Genomic DNA, 12386 nt, shown 5'->3' on the forward strand with positions numbered 1-12386 from the left:
CCCGAACGCTGGTAGAAACGTAAAGGCAGAAAGTCAATGACACCCACCGGCTGAAGACCGCCCCCCTCCGGGCTGATAAGCCTCCAGCACGGCGCTCACATGGTAGCGGGCTGTTTCCAGAACCTCTTGTAAGGGCTGGGTTGCATCCAGCTCCACCACAGGCGCACCGTTAAAGGACAGGCGCGGCACATCCGCCACCTTCTGGCGCAGGGTCTCGGGCCTGTGGTCAGGTTTACGCGCAAGGGCCGTGGCAAGGTCAATATTAAGCCGCAGCACCAGATCGGGCCTGAAACCAGCCATCCACACATAAACCGCCTGCTCAAGCCGGGTCAGCAGCCGCACAAGCCCATGTTTTGGCTGCCGCGCCACCAGTCCGGGGCCATCCATCGGGCCGGGGACCACCGCCTGCGGGTAGCGGTCAGTCAGGATGACATAACCCCGCTTATGCAGCCCGCGCATACGCACAAACCGAAGTAACCGCCGCATGGAGAGCAGAAAAATGATCAGAGCCGCTCCCGGCCCCACACCCTGCCCCTGACGGCTCTGCACCGCTTTGCCCGCTATTGCCTTATCTGCCCTGCGGCCAATCAGCGGCATACGGGCGATCGCCCGCCCCCAGCTTCCTGTCTGCTTACCCAGATGGCAAAAACGCGTGGGCTGGCGGGTGTTCATCCAGTCAAACAGAGTAGCGCCCAATGTAGTCTTGCCACTTCCATCGGAGCCAACCAACGCAATGACAGGCACACGCCGCCCCGGTAGCGGGGTGTACGCCCCGCCCACTTCAACCGGCTTGCCGTATTCCGCCATTATTGCTGTCCTAGCCTCTGCATCCGATACAACCTCTGACTGATCAGCAAACATGGGATTACTCCCGCCACGTTGCAACGCACACTCACACCTGCTTAAATCGCATGGCGGAGGCATAAGCGGGCATGGACATACAGTATCTTGTCACCTCGCTGGAAGGCGGCGGGGGTACATTCTCTCTCCCCCGCATATTGCGTATACTCGAACAGGCTGGCGACCATGTGCAACTAAGCGCATGCGAACCGCGCGATGGCCGGGGCGGCGCATACCTGCGGGATAATGGATTTACCTTTACCCTGCTGGCCAACAGAAAACGCAGTAAGCTTATCTATCTGGCAGCATTCGTCCGGCTGGTGGGGCGTACCCGTCCAGATATCATCTGGACATCACTGAGCGTTGCCAGTCTTATCGGCCAGATTGCAGGACGGTTATGGGGCATACCCGTTGTATCCTGGCTGAATAATGCCAATGCCAAACCTTATACAAAGCTATGCCGTAACCTGACTGACCTGTGGATTGCGGACTCCCCCTCCGTGCGGGATTATCTGCACCAGCAGCTTGGCATTCCCCTGGCGCGGATCATGGTCTGGCCCCTTTACTGCGCCACCACGCCACAGGCCCTGCCCCACTACTGGAACGGCATGGGCCGCCTGCATTTAGGGAGCCTTGGCCGCCTGAACACGCAAAAAAACTACGAACCCCTGATCCGGGGTATCGCGCGTTTTATCGCAAACGCACCGCAGCAGCGCCAGCGGTTACAGGTTTCAATCGCGGGGGATGGACCACTTCGCCCCAGCCTGCAAAGCCTGATCGAGCAGTTGAACCTGACCGACTGCATAACGCTGGTTGGCCATCAGAACGACCCGGATGCCTTTCTCCTGACGCTGGATGCCTATATCCAGCCCTCGCTCTACGAAGGCATGTGCCTTGCCGCACATGAAGCCATGGCTATGGGTCTGCCGGTTATTGCCACACCGGTTGGTGAGCTTGCGCACAGCATTATCCGCAATCAAACTGGATTTATCATTACTCAGCCAGCAGACGAGAGTATTGCTGAAATTCTGGCGGATATTTTTGCCAATCCCGGCAGGCTCGAACACTATGGTCGCGCTGGCCGTACACTGGTGCGCTCAAAGTTCAGTGTCGAAAACTTTAATGCCGCCGGGCATGCCGTCCTTGAACGGATCAGGACGCTGCTCCCGCATTCATGAATATGGAATATAGCTTCATACAGATTACACCCCATTATCAATGGATGGGGTGAGCATTTATGATCGCTGGGTCGCGGCATTTTTTGCCGATGCGCCATAAAAGGATCATGCACAATGCAGACAAGAACACTTGGCCGGAATGGTCTGGAAGTGTCAGCCATCGGTTTTGGCTGCATGGGGCTAAACTTCGGCTATGGTCAGGTTCTGGATACGCAGGACAGTATCGCCCTGATCCGCAAGGCTGTTGACCTTGGCGTTACTTTTTTTGATACAGCCGAGGTTTATGGCCCCTATACGAACGAGGAAATAGTAGGCGAGGCGCTTCGCCCAGTTCGTAAAAACGTGGTCATTGCCACCAAATTCGGCATGAATATCGTCGATGGCCGCATGCAGGGGCTGAACAGCCGCCCCGAACAGATCCGTGCTGTGTGCGATGCGTCACTCAAGCGGCTTGGGGTTGAGGTCATTGACCTGTTTTACCAGCACCGGGTTGATCCCGCCGTGCCGATTGAAGATGTGGCTGGCGCGGTCAAAGACCTGATTGCCCAAGGCAAAGTGCGCCATTTTGGCCTGTCGGAGCCCGGCGCACAAACCGTACGCCGCGCACATGCCGTCCAGCCCGTAACCGCGTTGCAGAATGAATACTCATTATGGACCCGTGGCCCGGAAACAAACGGCATTCTGCAAGCCTGTGAGGAACTGGGCATTGGTTTTGTGCCTTACAGCCCTCTGGGTAAAGGCTTTCTAACAGGCGCTATGAAAAGGGACACCCCACTGGCCGAAGGCGATTTTCGCAGGATTCTGCCTCGCTTCACGCCCGAAGCCATGCAGAAAAATCAGGCCCTGCTTGATCTGCTGATCCGTCTGGCCAATGAAAAACAGGCTACACCAGCCCAGATCGCCCTTGCATGGCTGTTAGCCCAGCAACCATGGATCGTTCCTATTCCCGGCACCACAAAAACAGCCCGACTGGAAGAAAACCTCGGGGCGGTCAATGTCGTGCTGACGCCAGATGACCTGACGATGCTACGCAAGGCTCTGGCCGCCATCGACATTGAGGGCGAACGCTACCCGCCCGAATTTCTTGCCATCACAGGTCGATAAAAGCAGTTCGTATCATGCGCGATAATATTGCAGGAAAAGTCGTTGTCATTACCGGTGCCAGTAGCGGGCTGGGGGCGGCAACCGCCCGCCATCTGGCGGAACATGGCGCCAGACTGGTTCTGGGCGCACGCAGGCTGGAGCGGCTGAAAAGCCTAGCATGGGATATTAACCTGCCCCCGAATGCCGTGCTCAGAACCGATGTCACCAGTCCCGATCAGGTACAGAACCTTATCAACACTGCCATAAATCTGCACGGCCGGATTGACGTGCTGATCAATAACGCCGGTATCATGCCACACTCCTTACTGGAGCAGGCCCGCCTTGATGACTGGAACCGGGCTATAGACATCAACCTCAAAGGGGTTCTGCACGGCATCGCTGCTGCCATAGAGCCAATGAAGCAGCAAAAATCTGGTCATATTATCAATGTTTCTTCTGTCGCCGGACACAAGGTCCGCCCCGGAAGCGCCGTATATGCCGCAACAAAAGCCGCCGTACTCATGCTGTCCGAAGGGCTGCGGCAGGAGGTCAAGGCGTATAATATCCGCACGACCGTTCTCTCACCCGGAGCCGTGCAGTCCGAGCTCCCCCAGAGCGTTACAGACCCGAACATGGCCAGTGCGATAGCAGATTTTTACGAAAACTATGCCATTCCAGCAGACAGCTTCGCTCGCGCTGTGGCTTTTGCCATCAACCAGCCTGATGATGTGGATATCAACGAAATCCAGTTCCGCCCAACGCGACAGGATTTCTGAACCATACGAAAAAAAACCCGCAGCATCCTCCGTTAAGGTGGTGGCTGCGGGGATGATAGTAGCTGGTTACGCAGCCTGCAAACTCGCCATATCAATGACAAAGCGATAATGGACATCCGCTTTTTCCATGCGGGTAAAGGCATGGTTGATTTCATCCATACAGATCATTTCAACATCGGGCAGAATGTTCTTGCGCGCACAGAAATCAAGCAGCTCCTGTGTCTGTTTCAACCCGCCAATGGGTGAGCCCGCTATCCGACGCCGCCCCAGCAGCAACGGCACGGTTGAAGGTGCTGCAATCGGCCCGACCTGCCCGACAATCACCAATGTACCATCCACATCCAGCAGCGGCATATAAGGGTTGATGTCATGATCAACTGGCACAGTGTCGATAATCAGATCAAAAGCATTGGCGGAACGGGCCATAGCCTCGGGGTCTGAGGAAACCAGCAGGCTATCCGCCCCGAGTTCCAGCGCATCGTGCTTTTTGCTGTCGCTCCGGCTCAGCACCGTAACACTGGCCCCCATAGCCGCCGCCAGCTTGACCGCCATATGCCCCAGCCCACCAAGACCGATGACACCAACCCGGCTACCCGGCCCCACATTCCATGTCCGCAGGGGCGAATAGGTGGTAATGCCCGCGCATAACAGCGGAGCCGCCTTGCTGATATCAAGGCCTGTGGGCACCTTGAGCGCAAACTCCTCACGCACCACCAGATGCTTGGAATACCCGCCCAGCGTATACTCCTTGGTTACGCGGTCAAAGCCGCCATAGGTGCCGGTATTACCTTCCCGGCAGAGCTGTTCCTCTCCCTTGTGGCACTGGTCGCACTGCTGGCAGCTATCCACCATACAGCCCACCGCCACAATATCCCCCACCTTGTGGCGGGTAACGTCCGGCCCGGCTTCAATAACCCGGCCAATGATTTCATGTCCCGGAATGGCGGGGTACAGTGTCCAACCCCAGTCATTTCTGGCCCAGTGGAGGTCGGAATGACAGACGCCACAATAGAGAATTTCCATCACCACATCGTTCGGCCGGGCTTCGCGCCGGTCGAAATGAGCGGGTGCCAGTTCGGCCTCGGCCGATGTGCAGGCAAATCCAATGGTACGCATTATTGATCCGTCCCTTGCTGGTCTTCTGACACACCACGGCGCTGTATAACCCCCCGCAACGCACCCAGCGCTGTGGAGGCTGCTGGCCAGCCAGCATAGAACGCCAGATGGGTTATCAGGTCTTTCAGTTCATTCAGAGCCACACCATTATTGAGGGCTTTCTCAAGATGGGGCGGCAGTTCATTCACCCGGTAAAGCGCCACCAGAGCAGAAACCGTGATCATGCTTTTATCACGAGGCGACAGACCGGGCCGTTCCCAGATTTCATCAAACAGAACCCGGTCTGTCAAATCCGCGAAGGCGGGAGCAACATCGCCAAAAGTCTGCTGCCCGATGGTTGAGCACGCCTTCATACCGCGCTCCGCCCATAATGATCAAAACACTCAGTCACACGTGTCTGAACACGACCACACCGCCTGGTCCGCATAACCACACTCCATAATTTTACCGGCCAGCAGCCCTGCCAACCGCACTGGAAAAAATGTAGGTCTGCCAGATTAACGCGATTAGATGCTATAAATGGCATGAAGCCATATCAGGAGTTCATGAATGCGACGCGAGGATCTGGTTGATCTCAACGCTTTTCTGGCGGTCGCGGAGGAGTGCAATTTCACCCGTGCCGCAGCCCGGCTGGGTACATCGCAATCCTCCCTCAGCCACACGATCCGCAGGCTGGAAGCCCGGCTGGGCGTGCGCCTGCTCACCCGCACCACACGCAATGTATCCGTAACCGAAGCCGGGCAGAAACTGGTCGATACCCTGCGCCCCGCACTGGAAAGCATTGATGATCAACTGGCGTCCCTCAGCGCCCTGCGAGAAAAACCGGCGGGCACCATCCGCATCACCACATCCGATCATGCAGCCCGCACGCTTTTGTGGCCAACTCTCAAACGTCTACTACCCGACTACCCGGATGTGCATGTCGAACTCAGCATCGATTCAACCCTGACAGACATTGTATCAGATCGCTTTGATGCCGGAGTAAGGCTGGGGGAAGCCATTGCCAAGGATATGGTGGCCGTACGGATCGGGCCAGACCTGCGCATGGCGGCTGTGGCCTCGCCTGCTTATTTTGCCCGTAATCCGCCGCCCCTCAGCCCAGATGATCTGGCCCGGCATAAATGTATCAACCTGCGTTTTCTCACCACCGGGGGGCTCTATGCGTGGGAGTTGGAAAAAGATGGGCGCGAAATCCGCGCACGGGTGGAAGGGCAGCTAACGTTCAATAACACCGACATGATTATTCAGGCGGCCCTTGCCGGTTTCGGCATTGCTTTTCTAATGGAAGACCACATGGAACCCTATCTGGGCACTGGGCAGCTTGTGCGCGTGCTGGAAGACTGGTGCCCCCCCTTTGCCGGGTATCATCTTTATTACACCAGCCGCCGCGAACCCTCCGCCGCCTTCAGCCTACTGGTGGAAGCCCTGCGTTACCGCCAGCCTGCGGAATAATGCTGCTCCACAGCCAGTACACGGCGATCATTATGGCCAGTTTTCAAAAGCCGCGACAACACGCAGGCTTTCCTCAAGATTCTGCCAACGCAACCCCAGCTCACGCTCGGCCTTTTCAGACACCAGTGTAATGTCCTGCCGCAACAGGCCCAGCAACCCCGGAGAAATAAACGGCGGCAACGCGACAGAAACAGGCAGCTTGCCTAGAATCATTTCACCTATTTTGAGAGCCGGCGCCACAACGCGACTTTCAATTTTTAACGCCCTCTCCCCGATACGCCGCACAGGCACCGCGCCGAGAGCTTTGGCAAAACTGATGAAATAATCATTCCATGTCGGTGGATTATTCATTGCCAGATTAAAGGTCTCGCCTTCGCAGGTAGGCGCGCGGATAGCAGCAATCACGGCCGCGGCAACATCATCAACATGCACAAGATTGGCAATACCATCCCCTGCCGCGCCAAGGTCACCCAGCCGTCGGGCTTTAAGCAACTGCGCAATCCGGCTCGACCAAGCGGGACTGCCCGGGCCATAAATACAACCGGGCCGCAGAATGACGCGCCGTGCGTAAGAGGCCATCTGGCGCTCTATCTCCACCTTAGCGCTGGCGTAGGCCCCTATATCGCCACGCAATGCCGCCTGTTCATCCACCAAGCCGCAACTGCTGCCATAAACAGCCATGGAACTAAAATGCACGATAAGCGGCTCACGCGCCTGTGCCGCACGCAGCAGAGCCTGCGCGGAATCCCGCATGACAGTCGGATCAGAACCAATACAGTTTACGACAACATCAAAACCAGAAATATGTTTTTCCAATGCACCTGCATCAGTCGCATCAAGGCAGAGGCTCTCATACCCCGTGGCAGAAGACATCCTCCGCACACCTGCTGTTGGCTGTATATCCTCGCAGCAGGCCAGAGCGCCCATCAGCTTTCTGCCAACATACCCGCCAGCCCCGAGAACAAGAACAGTGCGTTTCATCTTTCTAGGTTCCTGAAAAATCGCGTGAGTGCAGATGATCAGCCAGACGCAGCGACAGCGCCACAATCGTCAGTGTAGGATTGGCCTGACTGGAGGTGGGAAACACACCTGAACCCGCCAGATAAAGATTGGCAACACCATGCACACGACAGTCAGAATTGGTGACACTTGTGCGGGGCGATGCGCCCATGCGCACCGTGCCGATATGGTGCCCGCCATAAGCCCCGTAGCGCACCATTTCCTTTTCCACACTCTGCGGGTCATACTCAAAAGAACCAACACCAGACTGGGCAATATCCTGTTTGAGCAAAGCCAGAGAACGTTGAACTGTATGCACATCCTGTTGCATATAACGCCAGTCTATTGAGATCCGCGGCATGCCAAGCGGGTCTTTTTCCTGCGCAAGCCCAACCCGGCTCGTGGGATCAGGCATTTGCTCGGCGTGAAAATCAACGCTGTAAAGACCAGCCCGAGACTTGATGACAACAGAGGGGAATTTGCGGGCGGCCAGCTTTCTGTCACGCAGCATATGCCAGGCAAACCCCATGATGTCAGGCACGCCCAGCGCAACATTTTGCAGATGCTTAGCCCAGTTTTTTAAGCTTGCCGGGTCTTCCTCAAACAGTCTTTTAGCATATTCGTACGCAATAAAGGGCTTGGCACAATAAAGGGCTGAAAGAATACCATTGCCGTGGCGGGGGTCTGTAATACGCGGATGGTGCAGGCGGGCGACAAAACTGCCTACCTGCTCCCTTTCCTGCACCTCCGGCCTGAGCGCCAGCCGTCTGCGGCAATACACGCCCTCATCGGCCATGTCGTAACCATTCCAGATAGACGCAGGCGGAATGGAAAAGCGAACACCCCCCATAGTCCCTGCAATGTGGCACATATAATAACGCCCCACGACATCATGCTGGTTTCCGATACCCTGAGCATGCACATCCCGATTGGCCAGCAGCAGGCGCACCGTTTCCAGCCCCCCCGTGCACAGCACAAAGCACGATGCCCTGACAGAAAAACCATTCCCGGCAAGCGTTCTGGCCTCAAGCCCAGTAACGCGGTTACCATCTTCAGACAGCACGATACGGGTCAGGTTTGCGTGCAGCAGAACCTGTATAGTCGGGCCGGAAAGCTTGTCGTGATAACGAACATGGAAGTCAGTCGGACAACTAAAACGCTCCATCGTGTCCGTGGTAAAATGGCGCTGATCAAAACCGGGGATCATCGGCTTCAAAGGCCGGTCAAAGGCCGTCTCGCTGTGGTAATCAAACACGCCTGCCTCGCACAGACGGTTTGCCTGCGGGTAATAACGGGCAATCTCGTCATACCCTATCGGCCAGCCGCTATGGGGGACATATGATCTGGCTTCAAAATCCAATGGATCATACGGCACACACCGTCCACCCCAGATTGTGGTGGTGCCGCCAAAGCGTCTCTGCCTGTAGCTATCCGCCGGGCTATGCAGGGCCGGGTTGACCACATGCCCTTCATACAGAGCCTGTGTAGCTGGCTCCTCCTTTTCCCCTCCGGATTCCAGCAGCAGAACTTTGCAGCCGGAGCGTGAGAGAGCCAGAGCCAGACTGATCCCTGCCGCACCGGCACCAACCAAACAGAAATCTGCCTGAATAACCGTTGCATCAGGCAGGGCTCTGGCATCTGAAATCATGGCTTATCGTTCTTTTCTCTTGCCAGCAGGCCGCCAAAACTGGCTGACTGTTGCGTAAATATATTAATAAAATATCTCACTGTCTGAAGATAGAGAGTCTTTTTTAACGAATTACAGACATGCCCGGCATTTTATTGCCCAAGGAAAGCAAAGGGGGCGGTGTCCTTGAACTGGGCATTAGCCATCCCGGCATAAATATGTGTCTGATCTGGCCCCAGTTCGAGCTTTTTAACCCGCCCTGTCTGCTCGGAAAAATCGAGTTTTTTCAGATCAACCCAGAACACATTGGGGGTCAGGGCTGATTCAAAGAAATAGAGCATGCGCTTCTGGTCCGCAACCGTGCGCCAGCGGGTGGATGAAATATTCGGCTCATTAGGCGTGCTGATCCCATAAGGCACGGACACATTACGGATCACGCTAAAAACACTGGCGATAGCTTCTACCGCAGATTCGCTTTTGGGAATGGCATTGACGTAAAAAGCGGCGCGCGCAAAACGATCCGCCGCACGGTTCGTGCCCGGCAGCATAACCGTGCCGCCAATCTGGCTCCAATATTCATATAATGCCAGTTGCTTGTCGAAACTCGGCGAATTCGTCATCACCTGATAGCTGGGGCTATGGTGGATAACCTGCTTGCCGTCGATATATTCTATAATAGCGCTATCGCCTGAAGCATCTGAAAGAGAAAGATGTAGGGCAGCCAGACGGTTTTCACCCGGAACCTGAGCTGTTACAATGGTAAACGGCTCTTTTTCCAGAACTTTGACCGCTTCACTGACTGTCGCAAAATTATCCAGCACGTACTGTGCCCAAGCCGCAAGCGACAGCCCCGGCGTCTTACCATCGTAATGAGGGTAGGACGATTCAGCCAGCCAGAGCACATTGGCCACAAGCCCGGCCTCGTTCATACCATCGGTGGTGGAAATATCGTAGCCTGAAGCAATCACGCTGCCGTATTTGGAAACCCATTCGACCGAATGCGGCCCAGCGGCCCCCGAGCGTTTCATACCGCGCGGGAACACCCATAGATTGGTGCCTACATCGGTTTTCCAGTCCATGGAGCGTGCGGTAATCACCTCATCATGTGCGCCATGATAGACAAAGCGTGTGCAGGCATCCGCCACACCGGAATACTGCAGGCCAAACGGCATGCTCATGGCAACACACGCCATCATGAGCGAACGCATTCTGAACTTCATGCCAGCTTCCCTTTCATAGCCGCCCCGGCGCAAAACTGCGCCAGTCGGCCCACACCCTCTGGCATACCATTACCGGAAGCCGGGCCGCTGTCATGTTGTCACAGGTTACCCCACCACAACAACGGACAATCACACTCAGCCAGAGGGCTGCGCCGCATCCCCCACATGCACCCGCGGCCCGCAACCGTAAACACAGATGCGTGATCAGGGATAACGCCCATCAGAAATTGGTGGTGAACTGCCCACCAATGACTGCGGCATCACCAAAGGTTGTCGTTGCACCGGGGCGTTGCAGATACTGAAAATCAGCCTGGAGCGTTGTCGCACGCATAAGATGGAAGCTGTAAAAAGCCTCATAGACATTCTCCCAGTTCTGCACACCCCAGACCTGCCCCCATTGATTGGGCAGATAGGGCTGCCCCAATGCGAGCGACGATTCCTGCTGGCGGGTTACAGTGCGGCTCATGTCCATGTGCTGGAACATGATCCCGATCTGGTCTCCGCTACGCCGCCATGCCTCGCCGGTTTCAACCAGACCGATCCATTCATGATCGCGCATGGCCACAACATTGCCCTGTGAATACCCAGCCCCACCCAAAGCAATCAGACCATCAGCCAGACCCGGGCCATTGCGGACGAGCATCTGGTCAAACATGAACCAGGCTGTCCACATGCCTGAGTGGTAACGCCGAGGCAGGCCGGTTTCCTGAAAGGAATTCCCGTTAATATCGGCATAAAGATCAGGGTAGCTGGAATTGTCATACCACGCGCCAATCTTGTAATTGCCACGCAACCGGTCATGACCAAAAGACGGCATCCAGCCCAGCTCAACCTGCGATGACAGTTTACCAAGCCCGCTCTGGGCTATGGACCAGCCAGAAATACCGCCATTATAGTCATGCGGAGACACCACAAAAACACCACCCATGACATAGGTCTGCTCTGTCGGGCGCACGCGCAGCACACCGCCAAGATTACCCGATGGCCAGTCCTTGCCCCCCGGCACGTATTTGCCCGGCGCGAAATTGCTGCATATGGAAACATTCATGAACGAACAGGCAATATAATCGAACCCGAAAAAACTGCCTGTCGGAATATAGCCTAGCGAGAGAATGACCCGGTCATCCAGAAAAGCTTTTTCAGCGTACATCGACACCAGATGCGCCACGACATTGCCGCGCGCACCATAGATTTCTTCCGGATTGGTGACGGAATCCCCCAGCGTATGACTAAAACTGCGCCCATGACCGTTAATAACGATCATATGTGTCCACAGTCCCTTGACCCCGGCCAGTTGCTGCCAGTCAATATCCAATGCTGCCGCCACCTGCCCGGCCAGCACATTGTCGCGCGTGCGGCCGCCGGTAACGTTGGCCATATATTCTTCATTAAGCGCGACATTGACGTAAAAGCCGTGCTTGATCAGCCATGGCTGCAAGCCGCCCCAGTCTCCAAACAGATGGGGGTTGCCATTCAGCGTTGGCACAATAGGCCCGACTGCAAAACTACCAATACCCTCCATGGCGAATGCCCGAGACTGATAGGAAGCGGGCTCCGCCGCGAACTGGGATGTCTCACTCTGCGCCATAGCCTTAAAGTTAAGAGCCATGAAACAGGCAATCATGCAGAGAAAAACGCAGATTAGTCTGTTCAGGAAAGTCTGACGTCCGCTTCGCATGCAGGGTCCTTTATCGTGGGGCGGTGGGCAAATAACTGAAACAACCAGCCTCTCAGCCAGCTGAAAAACCGAACTTGGCGTTCAGGAATGGAGAAAAAACGCGCGCAGGCTCCTCATCCCTCGTAATGGGGACAGGATGGCAGGGTATGGCGCAGGCTCCGCGAGCGGGGCATGCTGGTGCAGCGCGATAATCAAGAGGTTCAGAACGCGGTTCTGGATTTACGCAGGACAGACATCAGACGGAATGCTGGCCCAACAGCGCCTGCCATACCGCTTTTGCCTATAACCATTAAACTGCTGCGTAACATTTTCTGTGATAACACAAAATCTCTCTTGATAGGATGGTGGACACACTGAACAGTGCGCAGGAAACAACCACAAAAGAAGAATACATGAAAACAGATAACGTCACAACCT

At 55.8% G+C, this 12386-nt stretch carries 11 protein-coding genes; 4 read left to right on the forward strand and 7 right to left on the reverse strand.

The genetic code is table 11. The features are described from left to right. Nucleotides 1-33: 33 nt before the first annotated feature. The gene (locus J2D75_RS04655) at nt 34-861 is read right to left on the reverse strand and encodes a nucleoside/nucleotide kinase family protein (RefSeq protein WP_243428488.1); all 828 of its coding nucleotides are present in this window, start codon (nt 859-861) and stop codon (nt 34-36) included. Nucleotides 862-932: 71 nt separating this feature from the next. Between J2D75_RS04655 and J2D75_RS04660 the strand changes: the two genes are divergently transcribed. The 3 genes from J2D75_RS04660 to J2D75_RS04670 all read left to right on the forward strand — a co-directional run bounded on the left by J2D75_RS04660 (nt 933) and on the right by J2D75_RS04670 (nt 3877). Then, nucleotides 933-2018 carry a glycosyltransferase gene (locus J2D75_RS04660; RefSeq protein WP_207853301.1) on the forward strand — a complete coding sequence of 362 codons (1086 nt, stop codon included), beginning with the start codon at nt 933-935 and terminating at the stop codon, nt 2016-2018. A 114-nt stretch (nt 2019-2132) separates the two neighbouring features. Continuing rightward, entirely contained in the window at nt 2133-3122 is a 990-nt protein-coding gene (locus J2D75_RS04665) for an aldo/keto reductase (protein WP_207853303.1), read from the forward strand. A 14-nt stretch (nt 3123-3136) separates the two neighbouring features. Beyond that, nucleotides 3137-3877 (forward strand): SDR family oxidoreductase, encoded by a 741-nt coding sequence (locus tag J2D75_RS04670; RefSeq protein WP_207853304.1) that lies wholly within the window; start codon nt 3137-3139, stop codon nt 3875-3877. 66 nt (nt 3878-3943) lie between these two features. On the opposite strand, the gene J2D75_RS04675 is transcribed toward J2D75_RS04670, so the two are convergent. Next, nucleotides 3944-4993: an NAD(P)-dependent alcohol dehydrogenase gene (locus J2D75_RS04675; RefSeq protein WP_207853306.1), complete on the reverse strand. Its 1050-nt coding sequence runs from the start codon at nt 4991-4993 to the stop codon at nt 3944-3946. Beyond that, on the reverse strand, nt 4993-5346 hold the full coding sequence (locus J2D75_RS04680; RefSeq protein WP_207853308.1) for a carboxymuconolactone decarboxylase family protein: 354 nt from the start codon (nt 5344-5346) through the stop codon (nt 4993-4995). The genes J2D75_RS04675 and J2D75_RS04680 overlap by 1 nt, the downstream gene beginning before the upstream one ends. Nucleotides 5347-5542: 196 nt before the next feature. Here J2D75_RS04680 and J2D75_RS04685 point away from each other — a divergent pair, with 196 nt between their 5' ends. Beyond that, entirely contained in the window at nt 5543-6445 is a 903-nt protein-coding gene (locus J2D75_RS04685; RefSeq protein ID WP_207853310.1) for a LysR family transcriptional regulator, read from the forward strand. 30 nt (nt 6446-6475) lie between these two features. Here the strand turns inward: J2D75_RS04685 and J2D75_RS04690 are convergent, their stop codons facing one another. From J2D75_RS04690 to J2D75_RS04705, 4 genes are all read right to left on the reverse strand, one after another. Then, nucleotides 6476-7426, reverse strand: a complete 951-nt coding sequence (locus J2D75_RS04690; RefSeq protein ID WP_207853312.1) for an NAD-dependent epimerase/dehydratase family protein — start codon at nt 7424-7426, stop codon at nt 6476-6478. A gap of 4 nt (nt 7427-7430) precedes the next feature. Further along, nucleotides 7431-9092 (reverse strand): FAD-dependent oxidoreductase, encoded by a 1662-nt coding sequence (locus J2D75_RS04695; RefSeq protein WP_207853314.1) that lies wholly within the window; start codon nt 9090-9092, stop codon nt 7431-7433. A 131-nt stretch (nt 9093-9223) separates the two neighbouring features. After that, on the reverse strand, nt 9224-10291 hold the full coding sequence (locus tag J2D75_RS04700) for a linear amide C-N hydrolase (protein ID WP_243428489.1): 1068 nt from the start codon (nt 10289-10291) through the stop codon (nt 9224-9226). 220 nt (nt 10292-10511) lie between these two features. After that, nucleotides 10512-11915 (reverse strand): carbohydrate porin, encoded by a 1404-nt coding sequence (locus J2D75_RS04705; RefSeq protein ID WP_207853389.1) that lies wholly within the window; start codon nt 11913-11915, stop codon nt 10512-10514. Nucleotides 11916-12386 lie beyond the last annotated feature (471 nt).

Origin of the sequence: Acetobacter suratthaniensis, assembly GCF_017377745.1 — a bacterium.
In the GTDB taxonomy this organism is placed as follows: Bacteria; Pseudomonadota; Alphaproteobacteria; order Acetobacterales; family Acetobacteraceae; genus Acetobacter; species Acetobacter suratthaniensis.

What these genes read in the sequence shown, in the direction of transcription:
- J2D75_RS04680 (WP_207853308.1), bottom strand. Translation starts at nt 5,346, where the DNA reads ATGAAGGCGTGCTCAACCATCGGGCAGCAGACTTTTGGCGATGTTGCT.
- J2D75_RS04655 (WP_243428488.1), bottom strand. Translation starts at nt 861, where the DNA reads ATGTTTGCTGATCAGTCAGAGGTTGTATCGGATGCAGAGGCTAGGACA.
- J2D75_RS04685 (WP_207853310.1), top strand. Translation starts at nt 5,543, where the DNA reads ATGCGACGCGAGGATCTGGTTGATCTCAACGCTTTTCTGGCGGTCGCG.
- J2D75_RS04700 (WP_243428489.1), bottom strand. Translation starts at nt 10,291, where the DNA reads ATGAAGTTCAGAATGCGTTCGCTCATGATGGCGTGTGTTGCCATGAGC.
- J2D75_RS04695 (WP_207853314.1), bottom strand. Translation starts at nt 9,092, where the DNA reads ATGATTTCAGATGCCAGAGCCCTGCCTGATGCAACGGTTATTCAGGCA.
- J2D75_RS04690 (WP_207853312.1), bottom strand. Translation starts at nt 7,426, where the DNA reads ATGAAACGCACTGTTCTTGTTCTCGGGGCTGGCGGGTATGTTGGCAGA.
- J2D75_RS04705 (WP_207853389.1), bottom strand. Translation starts at nt 11,915, where the DNA reads ATGATTGCCTGTTTCATGGCTCTTAACTTTAAGGCTATGGCGCAGAGT.
- J2D75_RS04675 (WP_207853306.1), bottom strand. Translation starts at nt 4,993, where the DNA reads ATGCGTACCATTGGATTTGCCTGCACATCGGCCGAGGCCGAACTGGCA.
- J2D75_RS04660 (WP_207853301.1), top strand. Translation starts at nt 933, where the DNA reads ATGGACATACAGTATCTTGTCACCTCGCTGGAAGGCGGCGGGGGTACA.
- J2D75_RS04665 (WP_207853303.1), top strand. Translation starts at nt 2,133, where the DNA reads ATGCAGACAAGAACACTTGGCCGGAATGGTCTGGAAGTGTCAGCCATC.
- J2D75_RS04670 (WP_207853304.1), top strand. Translation starts at nt 3,137, where the DNA reads ATGCGCGATAATATTGCAGGAAAAGTCGTTGTCATTACCGGTGCCAGT.